Source organism: Rhodococcus sp. IEGM 1351 (assembly GCF_030056875.1).
Taxonomy (GTDB): Bacteria; Actinomycetota; Actinomycetes; order Mycobacteriales; family Mycobacteriaceae; genus Rhodococcus_F; species Rhodococcus_F opacus.
On the sequence record NZ_JASHKU010000048.1, the window covers coordinates 1 to 20,385 of the forward strand.

Annotated in this window: 17 protein-coding genes and 1 pseudogene; 9 read left to right on the plus strand and 9 right to left on the minus strand. The window is 66.1% G+C overall.

Features of this window, described 5'->3' with window-relative positions; translation table 11 throughout:
* Nucleotides 1–50: 50 nt before the first annotated feature.
* Together QM806_RS39365 and QM806_RS39370 are read right to left on the minus strand one after the other, a co-directional pair.
* Nucleotides 51–941: a universal stress protein gene (locus QM806_RS39365; protein WP_065492412.1), complete on the minus strand. Its 891-nt coding sequence runs from the start codon at nt 939–941 to the stop codon at nt 51–53.
* Nucleotides 938–2,761: an amino acid permease gene (locus QM806_RS39370; RefSeq protein WP_005568532.1), complete on the minus strand. Its 1,824-nt coding sequence runs from the start codon at nt 2,759–2,761 to the stop codon at nt 938–940. Before QM806_RS39370 ends, QM806_RS39365 begins: the two co-directional genes overlap by 4 nt.
* Nucleotides 2,762–3,069: 308 nt before the next feature.
* On the opposite strand from QM806_RS39370, the gene QM806_RS39375 reads away from it, so the two are divergent.
* Entirely contained in the window at nt 3,070–3,327 is a 258-nt protein-coding gene (locus QM806_RS39375; protein ID WP_005254390.1) for a hypothetical protein, read from the plus strand.
* 123 nt (nt 3,328–3,450) lie between these two features.
* On the opposite strand, the pseudogene QM806_RS39380 reads toward QM806_RS39375, so the two are convergent.
* Nucleotides 3,451–6,718 (minus strand): annotated as a pseudogene (locus QM806_RS39380) (protein kinase domain-containing protein).
* A 209-nt stretch (nt 6,719–6,927) separates the two neighbouring features.
* Between QM806_RS39380 and QM806_RS39385 the strand changes: the two are divergent.
* The gene (locus QM806_RS39385) at nt 6,928–7,356 is read left to right on the plus strand and encodes a MarR family winged helix-turn-helix transcriptional regulator (RefSeq protein ID WP_242322560.1); all 429 of its coding nucleotides are present in this window, start codon (nt 6,928–6,930) and stop codon (nt 7,354–7,356) included.
* Nucleotides 7,340–8,776 (plus strand): MFS transporter, encoded by a 1,437-nt coding sequence (locus tag QM806_RS39390; protein WP_283294946.1) that lies wholly within the window; start codon nt 7,340–7,342, stop codon nt 8,774–8,776. Before QM806_RS39385 ends, QM806_RS39390 begins: the two co-directional genes overlap by 17 nt.
* A gap of 53 nt (nt 8,777–8,829) precedes the next feature.
* Here the strand turns inward: QM806_RS39390 and QM806_RS39395 are convergent, their stop codons facing one another.
* From QM806_RS39395 to QM806_RS39410, 4 genes are read right to left on the minus strand one after another with little or no spacing between them, the layout of a single operon-like run.
* Complete coding sequence (locus QM806_RS39395; protein ID WP_265146501.1) at nt 8,830–10,026, minus strand: acetyl-CoA C-acetyltransferase; 1,197 nt, start codon at nt 10,024–10,026, stop codon at nt 8,830–8,832.
* A gap of 19 nt (nt 10,027–10,045) precedes the next feature.
* A complete protein-coding gene (locus QM806_RS39400) occupies nt 10,046–10,498 on the minus strand; it encodes a MaoC family dehydratase (protein WP_054245942.1) in 453 nt (150 codons plus the stop codon).
* Between the two features lie 46 nt (nt 10,499–10,544).
* Entirely contained in the window at nt 10,545–11,768 is a 1,224-nt protein-coding gene (locus tag QM806_RS39405) for an acetyl-CoA C-acetyltransferase (protein WP_054245943.1), read from the minus strand.
* Between the two features lie 4 nt (nt 11,769–11,772).
* Nucleotides 11,773–12,942: an acyl-CoA dehydrogenase family protein gene (locus tag QM806_RS39410; RefSeq protein WP_025433422.1), complete on the minus strand. Its 1,170-nt coding sequence runs from the start codon at nt 12,940–12,942 to the stop codon at nt 11,773–11,775.
* A 231-nt stretch (nt 12,943–13,173) separates the two neighbouring features.
* Between QM806_RS39410 and QM806_RS39415 the strand changes: the two genes are divergently transcribed.
* Genes QM806_RS39415 through QM806_RS39430 form a run of 4 tightly spaced genes read left to right on the plus strand, consistent with a single transcriptional unit; the run spans nt 13,174 to nt 16,406 of the window.
* The gene (locus tag QM806_RS39415) at nt 13,174–13,524 is read left to right on the plus strand and encodes an AMP-binding enzyme (protein WP_054245945.1); all 351 of its coding nucleotides are present in this window, start codon (nt 13,174–13,176) and stop codon (nt 13,522–13,524) included.
* A 22-nt stretch (nt 13,525–13,546) separates the two neighbouring features.
* Nucleotides 13,547–14,737, plus strand: a complete 1,191-nt coding sequence (locus tag QM806_RS39420; protein ID WP_005568547.1) for an acyl-CoA dehydrogenase family protein — start codon at nt 13,547–13,549, stop codon at nt 14,735–14,737.
* Between the two features lie 14 nt (nt 14,738–14,751).
* A complete protein-coding gene (gene fabG / locus QM806_RS39425; RefSeq protein WP_037229875.1) occupies nt 14,752–15,495 on the plus strand; it encodes a 3-oxoacyl-ACP reductase FabG in 744 nt (247 codons plus the stop codon).
* Between the two features lie 41 nt (nt 15,496–15,536).
* Complete coding sequence (locus tag QM806_RS39430; RefSeq protein ID WP_054245947.1) at nt 15,537–16,406, plus strand: LysR family transcriptional regulator; 870 nt, start codon at nt 15,537–15,539, stop codon at nt 16,404–16,406.
* Here the strand turns inward: QM806_RS39430 and QM806_RS39435 are convergent.
* The gene (locus QM806_RS39435) at nt 16,346–17,239 is read right to left on the minus strand and encodes a LysR family transcriptional regulator (RefSeq protein ID WP_133985456.1); all 894 of its coding nucleotides are present in this window, start codon (nt 17,237–17,239) and stop codon (nt 16,346–16,348) included. The genes QM806_RS39430 and QM806_RS39435 overlap by 61 nt on opposite strands.
* Nucleotides 17,240–17,366: 127 nt before the next feature.
* On the opposite strand from QM806_RS39435, the gene QM806_RS39440 reads away from it, so the two are divergent.
* On the plus strand, nt 17,367–18,095 hold the full coding sequence (locus QM806_RS39440; RefSeq protein WP_167117130.1) for a GntR family transcriptional regulator: 729 nt from the start codon (nt 17,367–17,369) through the stop codon (nt 18,093–18,095).
* Nucleotides 18,096–18,429: 334 nt separating this feature from the next.
* Here the strand turns inward: QM806_RS39440 and QM806_RS39445 are convergent, their stop codons facing one another.
* Nucleotides 18,430–19,059: a TetR/AcrR family transcriptional regulator gene (locus tag QM806_RS39445; RefSeq protein WP_167117127.1), complete on the minus strand. Its 630-nt coding sequence runs from the start codon at nt 19,057–19,059 to the stop codon at nt 18,430–18,432.
* 76 nt (nt 19,060–19,135) lie between these two features.
* Here QM806_RS39445 and QM806_RS39450 point away from each other — a divergent pair, with 76 nt between their 5' ends.
* Nucleotides 19,136–20,371, plus strand: coding sequence for an APC family permease (locus QM806_RS39450; protein WP_265146504.1), 1,236 nt, complete (start codon nt 19,136–19,138; stop codon nt 20,369–20,371).
* Nucleotides 20,372–20,385: the final 14 nt, after the last annotated feature.

Sequence of the window (20,385 nt, forward strand, 5' to 3'; positions counted from 1 at the left end):
CGAGAAGGCCACGAAAACTCGAGCCGACACGCCGAGCTAACAAAGTACTACTAGGCCGTCACCGTGTTTCTGGGAACGATCAGCACGGGCACCGGAGCGTGACGCAGAATCTTCGAGGCGGCCGAGCCGAGGAATACGTGGGCCGCGGGTCCGGCCGCGCCCGAACCCAGCGCCAGCATGTCGCCGGCTTCCCAGGAGACGGCCTCCACCGCTTCGCGCCAGTCGTGGCCGCTACCGACCACGACGTCCACGTCGGGAACCGGGATTCGGGCGCGAACTGCGTTGAGCTGCTTGACGATATCGTCGCGCGTCCGGCGTGCCCACTGTTGGACGACGAGGTCCTCCGTCGATCGCTCGATCGCACCGCCGAACATCGTCATCGGCCGCACCGTGAACGACACGATCCGCAACTGCACCGGCCACTGCCTGGCCAGTTCGGCGGTGGCGGCAACGAGACCGTTGACGTCGGCCTCGCCGCCGTACGCGACGGTGATCCGGCGGATGGACTCGGGCACCGGCGGGTAGCCGCGCGGAGCGATCGCGACGGGCACTGCCGCGGTGTGGACCAGCCGTTCGGTGACGCTGCCCAGCGTCACCCTGCCCAGCAACCCGGACGACGACGACCCGACAACGACGAGACGCGCGTCGTGGGCGGTGACGAGTTCGATCAAACCTGTTGGAATGGAATCGGATTGGTGGACGATGCGGGGAATGTCCAGGCCCCCGGGCAGCTGGCCGACCACCCTGTCCAGTGCGTGCGAAGCCTGCTCGGTGACGTAGCCCAGGTATTCGCGTTCGATGGGGTCGTCTTTCGCCGGCCACGGCCGTTCCACGATCGCCGCGGCCACTACCTTGTCGCCGGTCCAGCGTGATATCTGCACCGCCAGGTTGAGGGGCGCGGCGCCCTGACGGCTCGAGCTGAAGCCGGCGATGATCGTCATCGTGGCGATCCCTCTGCGGCGACCGGGGCGACGACGACGTGCGTCACCGGCACATCGTGCTCGGCGCGCGCACGGTCCACGACGTCGAAGCGGTGCCATATCGATTCTTCCGGTGGCAGTGTCGAGATGACGATCTGATCCGGACGGAACGAGTCGACGGCGGCGGCCAGGGCCCGCAGCGGCCGGTAGTCGCCCAACGCGCCGTCGGCTTCGAGGTTCTCCGCGCGGAGTGTCGCCAGCGTGTCGTCCAGCCGCCGTTGTGCGACCTCTCGGGTCGCTTCCGCGACGTCGAGTGGACCGTGGGTGGCGGCGGTTCCGGTCTCGATCGGGCTGGCCGGCACGACAACGAAGTAGGTGGCATCCCGATCGGCGTCGATACGGCGGAGTTCGTCGAGCATTTCCTTGGACTGGACGGTCTGGTTCGCCAGCACCAGCACACGGTGTGGCCGTGTCGTCGCCGTGACCCCTTCCACGACGGGGCGCCGACCTACGAACCACTTGTTGGCGAGGAACAGCACGATGACGACGGCCCACGACAGCAGGCTCAGCACCAGTTGCGATCGCACATCCTCCTGCAGATACATCTGCACCAGGATCGCCACAATCGCGACGGCGGTGATGATCGACACCACCGGGAACAGCCACATCTTCACCCGTAGCTCCGAGTCCGGGGTGCGGTACCGCAGCACGATCTGGGAGACGGCGATGAGCAGGTAGACGAACAGGATGACCGCACCGCTGGAATTCAGCAGGAAGGCGAAGACGGTGTCCGGTGACACTGCGGCGGCGATGACACACAGAAAACCGACGACCGAGGACGCGAGTATCGCGGTGGCAGGCACCCCGCGACGGGTCACCCTGACCAGCTGTGCGGGCGCCTCCCGGCGCGCCGCGAGCACGAACAACATGCGGGAGGCGGTGTACATACCCGAGTTGAGGCAGCTCAACACGGCCGTCAACACCACGGCGTTCATGATGTGGTCGGCGTACGGGATCCCCATCTCGGTGAACGCGGCGACGAAGGGGGACGCGGCCGCATCTTCGTCGTTCCACGGCAGGATCGTCGCCAGCAGGAACGTGGAGCCGACGAAGAACACGGCGATCCGCACGATCACCGAGTTCGCGGCCTTGGTCACCGCCCGCTCCGGGTCCGCCGACTCCGCGGCGGCGATCGTCGCGATTTCGGCGCCGACCATGGAGAAGATCACCGTGACCACGCCGACGGTGATGGCCATGGCGCCGAACGGCAGGAACCCGTCATGGCTCCACAGGTTGGAGAAGTCGAGCGATTTGTTCGGCCACACCCCGAGAACAAACAGCGAGCCCAGCCCGATGAACACCACGATCGCGGCCACCTTGATCCCGGCGAACCAGAATTCGAACTCGCCGAACGACGACACCGAAAACAGATTCGTCGCCGTCATCAGGATCATCAGAACCAACGCCGACAACCACAACGGGATGTCGATCCAGTACTGAATGATCGTCGCGCCGGCGATCGCCTCGAACCCGACGACGATCACCCAGAAGTACCAGTACAACCAGCCGACGGAGAAGCCGGCCCAGTTGCCCAACGCGGCGCGGGCATAATCGGCGAACGACCCGGTCGACGGATTGGCCACCGCCATCTCCGCCAGCATCCGCATGACCATGATGATCAAGACCCCGGCGAGAGCATAGGTGATGAAGGCCCCCGGACCGGTGTCGCCGATGACGACGCCCGAGCCGACGAACAGGCCCGCGCCGATCACCCCGCCGATCGCAATCATCGTCAGCTGCCGCTGACTCAGCGCCTTCTTCAAAGTGGGTGTTGCACTCATTGCATCCCTCCGATACTCGACGCACCGGCTACTCGCTCTGTTGGCGAGACCGGCTGTCGGATTCCGTGGGATGTACTCGGCTGGGCACGCGACCAGAGGGAAAGCCGCAGGGGCTTGAATCTCAATCGTAAGCCGCAGTGTCCGTCCGGCGAGCGGGATTCGGCAGTTGGATCCGCGCGCTGCGCGTGAGTACACCGGAACTTCCGCCCCGGGCGGACGACAGCATCCCAGAAGTGCGCACAATAGAAGGGTGCAAACGGCGCGCCCCTCCACAGCACGAGGTAGAGCAGCCGCGGAAGGAGTTCACGATGAATTCGACGAAGACCGTGGCGGGAGCCGTGATCGCCGGTGCGCTGGGCTTCAGCGCACTGGGACTCGGCACTGGCACGGCAGATGCTGATCCAGGGCCACAGCCGATTCCCGGTATCTCGGTACCCGATGTGGTTCCACCGCCCGGACAGCTGGGACAGCTGCCGTTCATCCCACCGCCGGGCCAGTTGGGGCAGCTTCCGTTCGTGCCGCCACCCGGGCACTGGGACAAGCCGTGGAAATGGCTTCCTCGGTGACTCCCTGCGGGAACTGGTGATTTCCGCAGCGCTATCGGCAACGCGGCCATCGTCGTTGGCAGAGCCCGCTCGAACCTATTTCGAGCGGTAATCGGACGGCAAAGTTCCCGTTTCCCGCGCGGCCTAGTCGTGCGCCCGCTCCACGACCCAGGCCGCGACCTGGGTCCGGGAGGTGAAACCCAGTTTCGCCAGAATGTGCTCCACATGACCTTGTGCGGTGCGGGGTGAGATCACCAGGCGGTCGGCGATGGCCTGATTGGTCAGGCCTTCGGCGATCAGGTCGGCGACTTGCCGTTCCCTCTTGGTCAGTCGCGTCGACGCGGCGGCGGCGGGTGTGGAGGTGTCGGCCTGCTGCTCGTGGAGGGCGTAGGCGATCGCCGCGTCGAAGCCGAGCTGTTCACCCTTGCGGTGAGCCTTCTCGAAGGCTGCGACTCCGAGTTCCTGCCGGGCATTCTGCTCGCAGTTCTGATGGTAAACGAGCAGATCGGAATGAATGATCACAGCACTGCCCATGGACCGCGCCAGAGCTTCTGCGGCTCCCATCAGCGTTGCGGCCCTGGCGAAGTTGCGCTGCTCGCCCTCGATCCATGCCCGCGCCTCGAGACATGAGGCGGCGATGCGGGGGCCATGCACGTGCCGGGTCAGCTCCAGCGACTGCTCGAGGACCCGCACGGCGCGATCGACGTCCCCCTGCCGCCACACGGCAATGCCCAGTGCCCACAGCGAATGCGACCGATACATCTTTTCGCCGTACTTCTCCGTGATCGCGAGGACACGCTCATGGCTCTCGATAGACTGCTCCGTCATGCCACTCAGTCCATAGGCCGTCCCCAACGGATACAGGACTGCTACTTCGAGGGTTCGATCTCCCCGTTTACTGAATTCGGTACGCGTGGCTTCGAGTTGAGAGCGGGCGCGTACGAGGTCCCCTCGGTAGAGGGCCAGCATGCCATCGGCAAACGAGACGAACGCGCCGATCATGGGGTTGCGGTTCCGCGCTGCGAGCGTGTGCCCCTCCTCGACAAGTGCTGTCCCGGTCTGAATGTCGCCCTGCACATTTGCCATAACGGTGGCGCAGTACAGTGCATTTGCCCGTTCGGGGGTGGGAGGCCCGCTCTCCCGGGACAGCAGGCGATCGAGCCAGCGCCTCCCCTCGCTGTAGAGACCCTGAGAAGCCCAGAACACGTGGAGTGCGGCTGCGGTCCGCAGGCCGGCGACAGGATCGTCGTCGATGCCGAATTCGAGGGCCTCACGAAGATTCGGCTGCTCCCGTTTCAGCCGGGCGATCCATTCGAGCTGGCGGGCACTGATCCACTCGGCCTCCGCGGCGAGCGCCAACGCCTCGTACCAATCCCGATGGCGGCGACGCAACACCACAGCCGCACCGGTCTGCTCGAGTTTCTCGTAGCCGTATTCGCGGAGAGTTTCGAGAATCCGGAACCGCACCACCGACCCGTGCTCCTCGCGGATCAGGATCGACTTCTCCACCAAGGACGTCAGCGTGTCGAGCAACTCGTCCGGGCCAAGGCCCTCGCCGCACACCCGCTCGGCGGCATCGAGTTCGAAGCTTCCCGCGAAGACCGCCACGCGACACCACACCAATTGCTCTTCAGCGGTGCACAACTCGAAACTCCAGTCGATGCACAACCGCAGCGTCTGTTGCCGTGTCGGCGCACCCCGGCTGCCGCGGGTCAGCAGAGTGTAGCGGTCGGTCAGGCGCCCGAGGATCTGCTCGGGTGACATCGCCCGCAACCGGGCCGCCGCCAGTTCGATCGGTAGCGGCAGTCCGTCGAGTTGGTGGCATATCCCCGCCACGGTCGCCGCGTTCTCCTCGGTTAGCGCGAAACCCGGGACCGCGGCAGCGGCGCGTTCGGCGAACAGGGTCACCGCATCGTATTTGGGCAACCCCCGCAACGAGGTCTGCCGCCCGGGATCCGGGACAGCCAACGGGGGGGACCCGCAGCACCGCCTCCCCACCGATGCCCACGGGTTCACGGCTGGTGGCCAGCATCCGCAACCGCGGACTCACCCGCAACAGGTGGGCGGCGAGTTCGGCGACCGCATCCACCACCTGCTCGCAATTGTCGAGAACCAACAGCAATTCCTGTACCGCCAGGTGCTCGATCAGGACCTCCCGCAACGGTCTCGCCGAGTAGTCCCGCACCCCCACCGCGGCGGCCACCGCATCGACCAGCGACGACCCCTCGCGCAGTTCACCCAACTCGACCAGGCGAACCCCGTCGGCGTACTCACGCTGCACACTCGCTGCAATCCGCATCGCCAGCCGGGTCTTGCCGACACCCCCGATCCCGGTCAACGTCACCAGCCGGGATCCGGCCAGCAGGTTCTTCGCCTCGGTGAGCTCATGGCGTCGGCCGACGAAACTGGTCAGCTCCAGGGGAAGAGTTCCCGTCGGTCCCAGCGTGGAGGAAGGCTGCGACAATCGCCCGCCGAGCGAGGTCGGTTGCTCTCCGTTCCCCCGCGCATCGGCCTCCGCACGAAGTGCCATCTCGTCGATCGGGAAGCCGTGGGCGCGTTGCAGACCTCGCAGCTCCTCGCCGAAGTCGGCGGAGGTGGCCGGACGCGCACCGGGCTCGCGGGACATCGCCCGGGCGATCACCGCGGACACATCCTCCGGGATCCCGTGCTCACGCAGATCCGGCACCGCCTGCGTGGTGATCCGCAAAAACTGCGCGACCACCTGCTCACCGCTGCGACGCTCGAACGCGGCATGCCCGGTCAGCGCACTGAACAGGGTGGCACCGAGCCCGTACACATCGGCGGCCGGACTCGGCGGATCACCGCCGAGCACCTCCGGCGCGGTATACGCCGGCGACCCGGTCACTGCACCGGTAGCGGTCTCGAAACCGCCGCTGATGTGCGCGATACCGAAATCGGCCAACTCCGGCTCCCCGTAATCGGTGAGCAAAATGTTCCCGGGTTTGACGTCCCGATGCAGAATCCCGAGCCGGTGCGCCGACTCCACCGCACCGGCCATCTTCACCCCCAACCGAAGAACCTGATCCAAGGCGAGCGGACCGTCCACGCGGACTCGGGCCTCCAGTGAATCCTGCGGGTGATACGGCATCACGATGTAGGGAAGGCCGCCGTCGGTGGCGCCGACCTGCAGAATGTTGACGATGTTCGGGTGCCCGGTCAGCCGCCCCATCGCTCGCTGCTCCCGGAAGAAGCGGGAGCGGTTCTCGTCGTCGAGTTCGACGGTGAGCACCTTCACCGCCACCGTGCGATCCAGTTCCGCCTGGGTGCAGCGGTAGACCACGCCGAAGCCGCCGCGGCCGATCTCCTGAACATCGTCGAAGCCCGTGCCTGCCAGCTCCGCGGCCGGGGAGGGCGGGTACCTCTGAGTGTCGAGCGGATCACCTTCACCCATCGGACGGTCTACTCACTCCGTCGGCTCATTGGTTTCGCGCACTGGTCCCGACGGCACGACCAGCGCAAATACACCCGTGGACTCACCTCTCGATAGCGTCCTCTCGAGGATATCGCTGACGGTGACCGGTGCGGGCGATCCTTGCCGTGCCGGTGTGAGCCTCCCCATTTAGTCAATTAAATTGATCAATTTGGTTGTACGCTTTGCTCATGATCACCGAACAGGCCACCGCGCAGGTCCTGCGGGAAGCACTGCGCCCGATCTGGCGACAGCTCACCGCAGGCAGGTCGATCTCGGTCGGCAAGATAGGCGTGCTCGCCTACCTGTCGAAGCACGGACAAACGTCTGCCTCGACACTCGCGGCTGCCGAGAAGATCAGCCCACAGGCAATCGCCACGGCCGTGCGCGAACTCGAGAGTCTCGGCCTGGTTGTGCGCACCCCCGACGAGCAGGATCGACGCCGAATCTGGATCGAACTCACCGATGCCGGCCGGGAGAGGCTGGCGCAGGAGCGGTCGAAAGGCCTGGACTGGCTGGAACACGCCATCGCGGAACGGCTGACGGACGAGGAGAAGAAGACTCTCGACTCCGTCGTCCCGATTCTGCGCAAGTTGGTGGACGATGCCCCAGTCGACTGAGTCCACCACGCGTCCCCGGTTACTGCCGGCCCTGGCGTATGCCGCCCTGACGACCGCGATCGTCAGTTCACTCGGCATGCTGCTGGTGCCCACTATCTCCCACGACATGCACGTCGAGGTGAGCACCGGCCAATGGATGCTCACTGTCAACCTCCTGGTCGGGGCGGTCGCAACACCGATCATGGGCCGGCTGAGCGACGGCCCCCACAAGAAGCGCCTACTTCTGTGCTCTCTGACCACGATCCTCGTCGGTTCGATCGTCGCGGCCGCCGCTCCCAACTTCACCGTCTTCCTGATCGGACGTGCGTTGCAGGGACTCACCTACGGAATCGTTCCGGTGACGATCGCTCTGGCCCGCCGCTATCTCCCCGACAACCAGGCCCGGCTCGGCATCTCCAGCCTGTCGGTGACCGTGACGACAGGCCTGGGACTCGGATACCCCCTGACCGGCATCCTCGCCGATCTGCTCGGATTCCGTTTCGCCTTCTGGTTCGCGGCGCTGTTCCTGATCACCACCATCCTCGTCGTCTGGCGCGTCGTTCCCGCGGGCCCCGACGAGCAGGCACCACGCAACACCCTCGACGTCCCGGGCGCACTGCTGGTCGGTACCGGACTCGCGTCGCTCCTCGTCGCCGTCAGCGAAGGCTCCCGGTGGGGGTGGGGCTCCCCGTGGACGATCGGGTTCTTCACCGGGGCGGCGATCCTGCTGACGGCGTGGTCCCTCGTCGAACTGCGCACCCCCTACCCGCTGATCAACCTGCGGGTACTGCGCAACGGTGACGTGCTGGTCGCGAACAGCACCGCGATCGGTCTCGGCGCCGCGATGTACATCGGACTCTCGATCGGCAGCCTCATCGCCCAGGCGCCTGCCTCCACCGGATACGGGATCGCGCTGCCCCTGTTCTGGGCCGGATTCGTGATGCTTCCCCTGTCGGTGGCGAGTTTCGGCGCGAATCGACTCGTCCGCGCGGTCTCGCACCGGATCCGCATGAGGACTCTGCTGCTCGTCGGTGCAGGCCTCGTGACGGCCTCGAGCGTGCTCCTCTGGGTCGCCCACAACGCGCTGTGGGAAATCCTGATCGGGATGTTGGGGTTCGGGGCCGGAATGGGCATGACCTACGCGGCGATGCCGGCCCTGATCGCCCGCAGCGTCGCCGACACCGAACTCGGCAGCGCCGTGAGCTTCAACCAGGTGCTGCGCACCGTCGGCGGCTCGTTCGGCAGCGCCCTCGCAGGTGCGGTGCTCGCCGCGAATCTGGCACCGGACCTACTTCCCACCGAAAACGGAATCAGGCTCGCTCTCGCCGTCGGTGCCATCGGGTGCGCGGTCGTCTTCGTCGCACTCCTCGTCAATCACGTGATGTCGCGTCCGCCGACCCCGCTGTCGGAGCCGGCGGACGCGCATATCAGTCGGCTATAGGGCGTGCTTCCCGATCCCTCAGGAGCGCCGAAATGGGGATCGGGAGACACGCCCTACGCACCTTCGACGATGGCGGCCATTCCCTGCCCGCCACCGATGCACATCGTGAGAAGCGCCTTGCCGCCGCCACGTCGCCGCAATTCATGCAGCGCGGTGGTCGTCATTCGCGCTCCGGTCGCGCCGATCGGGTGTCCGAGCGAGATCCCGGACCCGTTGACGTTGAGGCGGTCCCGGTCCTCGAATCCCCACTCCTTCAGGACGCCGAGCACCTGGCACGCGAATGCCTCGTTCAGTTCGATCAGCGTGAAGTCGTCGAAGCTCGCACCCGTCCTGCTGAACAGCTTGGATGTGGCCGCGACCGGCCCGAGCCCCATCAGTGCCGGTTCGCACCCGGCGGCGGACCACCCGGTGAGGAAACCCATCGGCTCGAGCCCGAGTTCGTCGAGTTGATCTTCGGCGACGACGAGCATCGACGACGCGGCGTCGTTCTGCTGACTCGCGTTGCCCGCAGTGACGACACCGTCCTTGAGAGCACTCCGCAGGCGTGCCAGGGTCTCGGGCGTGGTTTCCGGACGGATACCCTCGTCCCGAGCTACGACGGAGACGTTGCCCTTCCGGTCGGTGATCTTGACTTCGATCACCTCGTCGTCGAACTTGCCTGCCTCCCAAGCGGCGTGGGCTTTGGCGTGGCTTTCGGCGGCGAACGCGTCCGACTCCTCACGGCCGATTCCACACCGTGCCGCGACGTTCTCGGCGGTCTCGATCATGCCGCTGATCTTCCCGAACCGCCATTCCGGCTGGGAGCGTTCCCGCCCGCGGTCGAGGCGGTCGTACAGGTTCAGCGAGCCGGCGCGGGTGCCCCAGCGGGCCCCGGTGGTGTAGTGCTCGATATTACTCATCGACTCGACGCCGCCGGCGAGCACGACATCGGCTGCGCCGGTCTGCACCATCATCGACGCGGTCACGAGGGCCTGCAGGCCCGTGCCGCACCGGCGGTCGGTCTGCAGTCCGGCGACGCGGATCGGCAGTCCCGCCTCGAGGGCCGCCCACCGGCCGATGCACGGGGCCTCGGAGTTGGCGTACGACTGGCCCATCACGACGTCTTCGATGAGGATCGGGTCGATGCCGGACCGCGCCACGGTCTCCTTGATCACGTTGGCGGCCAACGTCTCTGCCGGGACGTCGCGCAGGGCTCCGCCGAAACGGCCGACCGCGGTGCGGACCGGGGCGACCAGTGCTGCTCTTCGCATGTGTTCTTTTCCTTGTGTCTCAGGGAACCAGGACGCGGACGGTTTCGGCGACGCACGCCGGCTTGTCCGCACCCTCGATCTCGATGGTGTATTTGACGACCACTTGCGCGCCCTGCTTCGTGTGCTCGAACGACACGATCTCGCCACCGGCCCGCACCTTCGCCCCGACCTTCACCGGCTGGGGGAAGCGAACCTTGTTGAGGCCGTAGTTGATCACCAGCTTCACGCCGTCGACGCGCATGAGGTCGGCGCCGAGCTTGGGCAGCAGCGACAGCGTGAGGTAGCCGTGGGCGATGGGGGCGCCGAACGGGCCCTGGGCGGCACGCTCGGGGTCGACGTGGATCCACTGGTGGTCGCCGGTGGCATCGGCGAACACGTTCACGCGTTCCTGCGTGATCTCGAGCCAGTCGCTGTGGCCGAGATGTTCGCCGACTGCGGATTCGACGTCGTCGATTCCCTGGAATACGCGCATGACACTCTTTTCGGGTCGGCCCGGTACCGGGCGGAAGTGGAAACGGCTAGAGGTTGACGTTCTCGAACACGGCCGCGATGCCCTGCCCACCGCCGATGCACATCGTCTCGATGCCGTAGCGGGCCTGGCGACGGTCCAGTTCACGAAGCAGATTGGCCAGGATGCGACCGCCGGTGGCGCCGACGGGGTGGCCGAGGGAGATTCCGGATCCGTTGACGTTGAACCGGTCTCGCATGTCGGACTCGTCGAACTTCCACTCCCGCGCGCACGCCAGCACCTGCGCTGCGAACGCCTCGTTGATCTCGAGGAGATCGATGTCGTTGAGGGTGAGCTTCGCCCGGGTGAGGGCCTTGTCGACGGCCGGGACCGGGCCGATGCCCATCCGGTTCGGCTCCACTCCGGCGACGCCCCAGCTGACGAGCCGGGCGAACGGGCGCAGGCCCAGTCGTTCCGCGTTCTCGGGGGTGGTCACGATCGCGGCAGCGGCCGCGTCGTTCTGACCACAGGCGTTGCCGGCGGTCACGGTCGCCTCCGGATCGACGCGTGCCCGGATGGGCCGCAACGCCGACAACGACTCGGCCGTGACATCGCGGCGCGGGTGCTCGTCGGTGGTGACGACGACGTCGGGCTTCCCGCGCTTGCCCGGCACCGTCACCGGGATCGTCTCGGCGTCGAACAGGCCGCCGCCCTGGGCGCGGATCGCACGCGCGTGGGATTCGGCGGCGTACGCGTCCTGCTCCTCGCGGCTGATCGAGTACTCGCGGCGCAGGTTCTCCGCGGTCTCGATCATGCCGCCCTCGACGGGGAAGTTGACGCCGCCGGAGTTGGTGCGGGGCTTGGCCAGTCGGTCGTGGAATTCGACCGACGCGCCCTTGACGCCCCAGCGCATTCCGGTGCTGTAGAACTCGGTCTGGCTCATCGACTCGGCGCCACCCGCGATCACCAGATCGCTCATTCCGGTCTGCACCTGCATGGCCGCGTAGATCACGGCCTGCAGCCCGGAGCCGCAGCGGCGGTCGAGCTGGATGCCGGGCACGGTGACGTCGAGTCCCGCGTCGAGCGCAGCGATCCGGCCGATGGCTGCAGCCTCGCCGTTGGCGTAGCCCTGACCGAAGATGACGTCGTCGATGTCGTCGGACGTGATCGACGTCCGTTCGATCATGCCCTTCAACACCGTCGAGGCGAGGGTGGTGACGGGGATGTCGCGGTACATGCCGCCGAATCCCCCGACTGGGGTGCGGACGGGTTCACAGATCACTGCTTCGTACATGGGCTCAGAGCGCTTTCTTCGCTTCGCGGACAAGGCCGCCGCCGATGATCAGACGCTGGATCTCGCTGGTGCCCTCGTACAGGCGCAGCAGGCGGACCTCACGGTAGATCCGTTCCACCGGAACGTCTCTCATGTATCCGGTGCCGCCGTGGACCTGCACCGCGAGGTCGGCGACCTTGCCGGCCATCTCCGTGCAGTACAGCTTCGCCACGGACGGGGAGATACGACGATCCTCACCGCTGACGTACTTCTGCGCCGCGTCCCGCACCAGCGCGCGGCCCGCGGACACGCCCACCTGCTGGTCGGCGAGCATGGCCTGCACCAACTGGAAGTCACCGATCGGGGTGCCGCCCTGCTTCGTGACCGCCGCGAAGGCGACGGACTCGTCCAGCGCACGCTGAGCGCTGCCGACGGCGAGTGCGGCGATGTGCACGCGACCCCGGGCGAGCGACGTCATGGCGGCACGGTAGCCGGCCTCCTCGCTGCCGCCGACCAGGGCGGTTTCGGGGACGCTCACGTCGTCGAACGCGACCTCCGCGGTCCAGGCACCCTCCTGGCCCATCTTCTTGTCCTTCGGCCCGACCACGACACCGGCGGTGTCGGCGGGAACGAGGAACACCGCGATGCCGGTGCCGGTCTCGTCGGCGGGACGGGTGCGAGCGAAGACCACGAACAGATCGGCCAACGGCGCGTTGGTGATGAACCGCTTGGTGCCGTTGATCGTCCACTTGCCGTCCTTGAGGACGGCGCGGGTGGTCAGGCCCGCCGGGTTCGACCCGGCCTCCGGCTCGGTCAGCGCGAACGACGCGACCACGTCACCGGACGCGATGCGCTCGAGCCATTCCGACTTCTGTTCGTCCGTACCGAAATTCACCAGCACCTGGCCCGCGATCCCGTTGTTGGTGCCGAACATCGACCGCAACGCCAGGCTCGTGTACCCGAACTCCATGGCCAGTTCCACGTCCTGCGTGAGGTCGAGTCCGAGCCCGCCCCACTGCTGCGGGATGGCGTACCCGAACAGACCCATCTCCGCCGCCTTGCGGCGAATGTCGTCCGGAATCAGGTCCTTTTCCGCGATTTCATTTTCCCTGGGAATTACTTCCTTCTGAATAAAGGTTCTCGTCTGCGCGAGAATGTCCTTGAAGTCTTCGTCACTCACTTCGCGTTCAGCCATGAAGGTGAATATCCAGCAACCCGCCCTCGCTGTCAAGCGAGTGCCACGAACGAGAACGCGCAGCGCAGACGGCATTTACGACCCATAGGAAGAGGGAAACTGTCGGTTTCCTACAGCGTCTTTGACCACGGCGGTCCGAGGCACTTCAATAGGTGTCAGTGTCCGGAGGAATTGTCCGGGCATATTCACGAACAATGAAATTTCCCGGCGAGATGGAACTCGATATTCGACATGGTTGGCAGACCCGAGGACGCACTCCTCTACAAGGGCTACACCGTCGATCCGCACGAATTGGAACAGCTGTTGCTGTCACGACGAGGCATTCTCGACGTCGTGGTGGTCGGCCGCTCCGTTCTCGGGGTCGGGGAGATGCCCGTCGCATTCGTGGTGGCAGAAACCACGGCGCGCATCACCGCCGAGGAACTGATCGAGTTCGTGGCGGCCACGGTGCCGCCGTACAAGAAGGTGCGTGAGGTGGTCTTCGTCGACGAGTTGCCGCTGTCCCCCCGGGGTGCGGTCCTGCGGTCCGCGTTGCGCGACCGTCTGAACGACGTGCACGCCGAGCAGAGTACGGAGAAATGATGAATACGGGACAGGTGGAACGATGACACGACTGGCGCAGACCGCCGGGCTCACGGATACCCAGGGCGAGATCGTCTCGGCGGTACGCGAGTTCGTGGACAAGGCGATCATTCCTCAGGCGCAGGAGCTCGAACATTCCGACACGTACCCGACGGCCATCGTCGAGCAGATGAAGGAGATGGGCCTGTTCGGGCTCACGATCCCCGAGGAGTACGGCGGCATCGGGGAATCCCTCCTCACCTACGCACTGTGCGTCGAGGAGATCGCGCGGGGATGGATGAGCGTGTCCGGGGTGATCAACACCCATTTCATCGTGGCGCACATGATCGCCAATCACGGCACACCCGAGCAGAAGGCCCACTACCTGCCACGCATGGCGACGGGTGAACTGCGCGGCGCGTTCTCGATGTCCGAGCCCGAACTGGGTTCCGACGTCGCCGCCATCCGGACCAAGGCGGCCCGGGCAGCGGACGGCAACTACGTGATCGACGGCCAGAAGATGTGGCTGACCAACGGCGGGTCGTCGACACTGGTGGCGGTGCTGGTCCGCACCGAGGAGGGTGCGGCGAAGCCCCACGACAACCTCACCGCGTTCCTCATCGAGAAGCCCGCCGGGTTCGGCGAGGTGCTGCCCGGGCTCACGATCCCCGGGAAGATCGACAAGATGGGCTACAAGGGCATCGACACCACCGAGATGGTGTTCAGCGGCTACCAGGCCGCGGCAGACACGATCCTCGGCGGCGACCCGGGCCGCGGCTTCCGGCAGATGATGGACGGCGTCGAGGTCGGCCGCGTCAACGTCGCCGCCCGCGCGTGCGGGATCGCACAGCGCGCGTTCGAACTCGGCGTGAAATATGCGAAGACTCGGGAGACGTTCGGTTCGCCGATCGCCGAACACCAGGCGATCGCCTTCCGGATCGCGGAGATGGCGACCAAGGTCGAGGCCGCACACCTGATGATGGTGAATGCGGCGCGGCTCAAGGACTCCGGGGAACGCAACGACGTCGCGGCCGGGATGGCCAAGTACCTCGCGAGCGAGTTCTGCTCGGAGGTGACGCAGGACAGCTTCCGGATCCACGGCGGCTACGGCTATTCCAAGGAATACGAGATCGAACGCCTCATGCGGGAGGCACCGTTCCTCCTCATCGGTGAGGGCACCAGCGACATTCAGAAACAGATCATCAGCCGCGGGCTGCTGCGTTCGTACAACTGAGGAAGGAAGAATCAATGACACTTCTCGAGGGACGGGTCGCCGTCGTCACGGGCGCGGCCCAGGGCATCGGTTTCGAGATGGCCCGGAAGTTCGCGAGCGAGGGCGCGTCGGTCGTCCTCGGCGACATGCACGCCGAGAACGTCAAGGCCGCTGCCGGAAAGCTGGAGGCCGACGGCTTCCAGGCCGTCGCCGTCGCCTGTGACGTGACCGATCCGGATCAGATGCAGAACCTGGGAAAGACGGCGCTCGACGCGTTCGGCGCGATGGACGTGTGGGTCAACAACGCCGGCATCACCCGCGACGCGACGCTGCGCAAGATGTCACTCGCCGATTTCCGCTCCGTCATCGACGTGCACCTGCAGGGCGCCTGGCTGGGCACCCAGATCGCGTCGATCGCGATGCGGGAGGCCGGCAAGGGTTCGATCGTGAACATCTCGTCGATCTCGGGCAAGGTCGGCATGGTCGGGCAGACCAACTACAGCGCCGCGAAGGCCGGCATGGTGGGCCTGACCAAGGCGGCCGCGAAGGAGGTCGCCCACCTCGGGGTCCGGGTCAACGCGATCCAGCCCGGCGTGGTGAACACCGACATGATCCGCGCCCTGCGCGCCGACATCATCGAGGCGAAGCTCAAGGAGGTCCCGATGGGCCGCGGTGCCGAGCCCGAGGAGATCGCGAACGTCGCCCTGTTCCTCGCGTCCGATCTGTCCAGCTACATGACGGGCACCGTCCTCGAAGTCACCGGCGGACGTCACATCTGACATCCGGCGGATCGACGGGTCGTACGCAGTAGTCTGCACTGGTGGAGTCGCGTCACGTCGAGTACTTTCTCGCCACCGTCGACAACGACGGCCTCGCGCTCGCGGCCGAGGCCCTGGGCGTCACCAAGCCGTCGTTGTCGAAGGGGCTGCGCAATCTCGAGCGTGACCTCGGCGTCGAACTGTTCCACCGCGTGGGCCGCGGCCTGGTGCTCAGTGCGGCGGGAAAGGCATTCGTCGGTCCGGCGCGGAAGATCGTGCGAGACCTGGTGGCCGCCGAGAGCTCACTCGTCGACGTCTCGGGACTGCCGCGCGGCCGACTCGACATCTGCGCGTCGGCGCACGTCGCGGAAGGCCCTGTCACGGAACTGATCGGGGCCTTCCGCAAGCAGTATCCCGGCGTGGTCGTCCGGCTCGCCGACCTGCGGCCGGTCGACGTCATCGCCTCGCTGATCCGCGACGGACACTGCGAGATCGCCTTCAGCCATTTCCCCTTCGCTGCGGCCGGATTGACGACCCGCGTCCTCGGAATCCACGAGTACTGGCTGGTGGTTCCGCACGACGCCGAGATCGACTGGCGGGATCCGTTCCCCCTCGACGACCTTCCGGATATTCCCGTGGTGGGGCTGCCCAAGGAGTCGTCGTCGCGCACCGTCATCGAGAAGGCACTGCAGGCCGCTGGGAGCCGGACGATCATGTCGGCCGTCGTCGAGCAGCGGGAAGCGGTCGGCGCGTTCGTCGTCGAGGGCGTGGGAATGTCGTTCATGGAACGCACCCTCGCGGAACGGGCAGCGGTCGGCGGAGCCCGGATCTGTACCCTCGACCCGCCGATCACCGTCCCGTACGGGGTGATCTACGACGAAGCCCGGCTATCTCCGGCCGGACGCGCGTTCCTCGATACGCTCGCGCCCTGAGCCTCGTCGAGCGCGGCGATGAACGCCGCCGCCGCGGGCGGAAGCGGATCCGGTCGATGGACGAGACCGATGGTGCGCACCTCCGGCGGTGCGAGCGAGCGCACCACGACCCCCGGCAGTTCCTGCTCGGCGACGCGCCGCGGCAGCAGGGTCGCCCCCGCACCCTGGACAACCAGTTCCCACATCGACTGACGATGCGCACACTCGACGGCGATGTTGTCCACCCGCAATCGTGGCCGCGACCCGATCTCGACGATCATGGGAATGTCGGCAAGCAGGTCGACGGGCACCGGATCGGGTAGCTCGATCGCCAGATCGGCGTGGAGCGCGAGCACGATTTCCTGTTCCCCCACCATCCGGAACTCGAGCCCCTGGTGGTCGACGAGCAGTTCGGTGAGCCCGAGGTCGCACTCACCCGACCGGACCGCGCGACCCACACCGTCCGCAACGTCCGCCGACACCGTGACCAGGACCACGCGCGGGTACTGCCGATGGAACCGGCCGACGATACGCGGAAGCGGATCGGCAGCAAGAGAATTGAGAACTGCGATCGTCAGCGTGCCGGACCGCAGTTCGGCGACGTCGTGCACGACGGCCCGCGCCCGCTCCACATCGGCGAGAACCTGCCGCGCCGCGTGCGCGAACGACGTGCCCGCCGGGGTGATCCGCAGCTTCCGTCCTCCACGATCGAACAGTTCGACGCCCAGATCTCGTTCGAGAGTTCGGATCGCCTGCGACAGCGACGGCTGCGCGATGAACAGTGCCCGCGCGGCCTCGGTGATGCTGCCGTGATCGGCCACGGCGACGAGGTACTCGGCGTCCCGGATGTCCACCAGTCGAGTCTAGCGGCCACGCAGTTCACCGAAACCACGCCGGTCGACGAGATGCGCAACCAAATTGAAGGCCTGCGACCGCCCTGTTTCACAAGCTCGCAACCGCATTAGAGGCCGATGGTATATTATGTCTAGTCTCATATCCGGGAAGGTGCGACCGCCGATGCCGCTGCATGACAGATCAAGGCGACAGCAACTTCCGGAGGAAGTTGCCTCGTATGTACGCGAGATGATCATTTCCGGCGACGTGCGTGCAGGCGATTTCCTCCGCATCGAGCGGATCGCCGAAGCCGTGGGAGTCAGCACGACGCCCGTCCGCGAGGGGCTTCTTACACTCCGGAGCGAAGGCTTCGTCGAGTTGGTCCCCCGTCGAGGCTTCGTCGTGGCCCCGTTCACGAAGCAAGACGTGCGTGACCTCTTCTGGGCTCAGGCGCAACTGGCCGGTGAACTGGCTGCCAGGGCCGCGAAGAACATCACCCCCCAGCAGATCGCCGAACTCGAGGGAATCCTCCAGCAGCACCAGGACGCCATTGCCCAGGGCGACACGGAACGTGTCGCCTCCCTCGGTCACGCGTTCCACCGCAAGATCAACCTGACCGCGGACTCTCCTCGCCTCGCCAGACTCCTGGGCTCCGTCGTCACGAATCTTCCGGACCGCTTCTACGCCACCATCGAGGGCCAGATCACCACCACGCAGCAGGAGCATCCCGTCCTAATCGAAGCCTTGCGCAAACACGCGAGCAAGAGAGCAAAGACTCTCATGGAATCACACATTCTGGACGGCGCGGATCACCTGATCGAAGGACTCGAGCAGCGCGGGCTGTGGGATGCTGACGACGCGGCGAACGCGGGCTGATCCGCGGTCTGTCGCCCGTCTCCGTTCTCAGCGCCGTGCGCGCTGCACCGCAAATGAGTTCGCGATGGACCCGGTGGAGCCGAACGCCACGCAGGTAGGCGGTGGGTGTCGGGGGGATTGACTTGCGGAAACTCGGCGCTACCGGAAAATGGAGCCGCTGGCAGAGAAAGCCGTTGGATACGAACTGGTCTGCTCGGTAACTGCACCCACAGATGCCGTCGACGTTCTCGCGGTCGTACACGGCTTCGATGACGGCATCCGCGTCCCCGTCGCTCACTACCCCGTCGGTGTTGTGGCGGAACGAACGGTGTCGTTCGAGCCCGCTCACGATTCGCTAGGCGGACTCGGCGCTCTCGCGCTCGGCAGCCGCCAGCACAGCCTCGACCACCAGATCGTAGATCGTCCGACGATCGATGCTGGTCAGCTCCGCTATGTGGGCGCGGGCCGTCGGATACTCGGGGTCGGGAAGATGCGCGTGGATGCGCGTCCATGACGCGGCGTCCTTCGCCTGGATCTCGGGGTCCAGGGTGGCGAGTACGGCGACCTGCCCGGCGAGCCCGAGCGTGGCGTCGGCGAATGCCCGGTAGTACCGGACCGTGGCTTCGCGTGATAGGCCCGACCTCGCGAACGTCTCGAGGATCAGCTCGACCATTCGGCGCTCTGCCGGACCGCCCGTCGTGCGGGCGAACGTCAGCGCCGCGATGGCAGGTGAGCGGACCGCGGTCGCCCAGATCCGATCGGCGATGCGCCGCAAGGTGTCCTGCCAGTGCTCGCTGTCGGGCACCTCCCCGATCTCCTCCAGTTCGACCGCGGTCGCATGGTCGTGGACGGCCAGTAGCAACTCGTCCCTGTCGCGGAACAGCCGGTACAGAGTCGTCGCATCGACCTTCAGTTCCTCGCCGAGGCGACGCATGGTCAACCCGGCTGCGCCGTCACGCTGAGCGAGTTCGAACGCGGCCTTCACCGCGGCTTCCTGCTGCAGCCCCTCGCGTTCACGCCGCGTCGTCCGCGCCGGCGGTGTGGCGCGAGCGGTGTCCTACATGGCACCGAGCCTGGTCATGATCATTTTCGGCGTCATCGCGGTCGTCAGTGCCGGCACCGCGCCCACGGCGTTTCTGGTCGCGATCAGGGCGATGCTGCTCACCGCACTAAGCTACGCACGGCTGGCGCGCATCTACCCGGTCTCGGGTTCGGCGTACTTCTACGCCCGCCGCAACCTCGGCTCGGCGGCCGGGTTCCTGGTCGGATGGGCGATCCTGTTGGACTACCTGTTCTTGCCGATGGTCGCGTGGCTGGCGCAGTCGATCCTGCTCAACGCACAGTTCCCCGCGGTTCCGATCTGGCTGTGGATGTTGATCAACGCCGGCTTGACCACGGCGATCAACGTCATCGGGATCGCACTCGCCGATCGTCTCAACCGGCTGCTACTCGCCGTCTCCACCTTCTTGGTACTGCTCTTCTTCGCGTACTGCATCAGGTTCCTCGTCTGCAATCCGGTCGCCTCCTACGGCGAACCGTTCTGGAATTCCAACAGCACGGTCGCCGGCATCTCCGCGGCAGCGGCGATCGCGGCGTACTCGTTTCTCGGTTTCGATGCGGTGACCACACTCGCCGAGGAGACCAAGGACGCCGCGCGAAACATCCCCCGGGCCATCATCTGGATCGTCTCGATCGGCGGCGTCATCTTCTTCGTCGTGGCATATGTCATGCAGCTCGTCCACCCCGGCGACATCTTCGACGATGCGCAGGCCGCGTCGTACGCGATGTCGGTGCAGGTCGGCGGTCAGTTCTTCGCCGATTGGACCAATCTCGCGGGAATCATCGCAGGATCGGCATCCTGCCTGGCCGTCCAGCTCAGCTCGAGCCGTCTGCTGTTCATCATGGGCCGCGACGGTGTTCTTCCTCGCCGATTGTTCGGAAAGCTCAACGGCCGTGCCCGGACTCTCGTGTTCTGCGTGCTCGTCACGGGCGGCATGTGCTTCCTCGGTATGAACATGCCGCTCGAAACCGCGACGGGATTCATCAACTTCGGCGCGTTCACGGCCTTCACCGCAGTCAACCTCTGCGTCATCGTGTACTACCTGCGAAATTACGCCGCACGGCAGTTGAGTGCAGTCCGCTTCGTGGTCATGCCGCTCGTCGGCGCCGTCGCGACGCTGTACATGATCACCCAGCTCAGCGAACATGCACTGATCTCCGGACTCTCCTGGTTGGCAATCGGAATCGTCTACCTCGTCTGGCTCACACGCGGCTTCCGCCGGCCGACGCCCGAATGAGCTTCACCCAGGAG

Excerpts from the sequence above, each read along its gene's own strand:
- QM806_RS39365 (WP_065492412.1), bottom strand. The coding sequence starts at position 941 with ATGACGATCATCGCCGGCTTCAGCTCGAGCCGTCAGGGCGCCGCGCCC.
- QM806_RS39370 (WP_005568532.1), bottom strand. The coding sequence starts at position 2,761 with ATGAGTGCAACACCCACTTTGAAGAAGGCGCTGAGTCAGCGGCAGCTG.
- QM806_RS39375 (WP_005254390.1), top strand. The coding sequence starts at position 3,070 with ATGAATTCGACGAAGACCGTGGCGGGAGCCGTGATCGCCGGTGCGCTG.
- QM806_RS39385 (WP_242322560.1), top strand. The coding sequence starts at position 6,928 with ATGATCACCGAACAGGCCACCGCGCAGGTCCTGCGGGAAGCACTGCGC.
- QM806_RS39390 (WP_283294946.1), top strand. The coding sequence starts at position 7,340 with ATGCCCCAGTCGACTGAGTCCACCACGCGTCCCCGGTTACTGCCGGCC.
- QM806_RS39395 (WP_265146501.1), bottom strand. The coding sequence starts at position 10,026 with ATGCGAAGAGCAGCACTGGTCGCCCCGGTCCGCACCGCGGTCGGCCGT.
- QM806_RS39400 (WP_054245942.1), bottom strand. The coding sequence starts at position 10,498 with ATGCGCGTATTCCAGGGAATCGACGACGTCGAATCCGCAGTCGGCGAA.
- QM806_RS39405 (WP_054245943.1), bottom strand. The coding sequence starts at position 11,768 with ATGTACGAAGCAGTGATCTGTGAACCCGTCCGCACCCCAGTCGGGGGA.
- QM806_RS39410 (WP_025433422.1), bottom strand. The coding sequence starts at position 12,942 with ATGGCTGAACGCGAAGTGAGTGACGAAGACTTCAAGGACATTCTCGCG.
- QM806_RS39415 (WP_054245945.1), top strand. The coding sequence starts at position 13,174 with ATGGTTGGCAGACCCGAGGACGCACTCCTCTACAAGGGCTACACCGTC.
- QM806_RS39420 (WP_005568547.1), top strand. The coding sequence starts at position 13,547 with ATGACACGACTGGCGCAGACCGCCGGGCTCACGGATACCCAGGGCGAG.
- fabG (WP_037229875.1), top strand. The coding sequence starts at position 14,752 with ATGACACTTCTCGAGGGACGGGTCGCCGTCGTCACGGGCGCGGCCCAG.
- QM806_RS39440 (WP_167117130.1), top strand. The coding sequence starts at position 17,367 with ATGTCTAGTCTCATATCCGGGAAGGTGCGACCGCCGATGCCGCTGCAT.
- QM806_RS39450 (WP_265146504.1), top strand. The coding sequence starts at position 19,136 with ATGGCACCGAGCCTGGTCATGATCATTTTCGGCGTCATCGCGGTCGTC.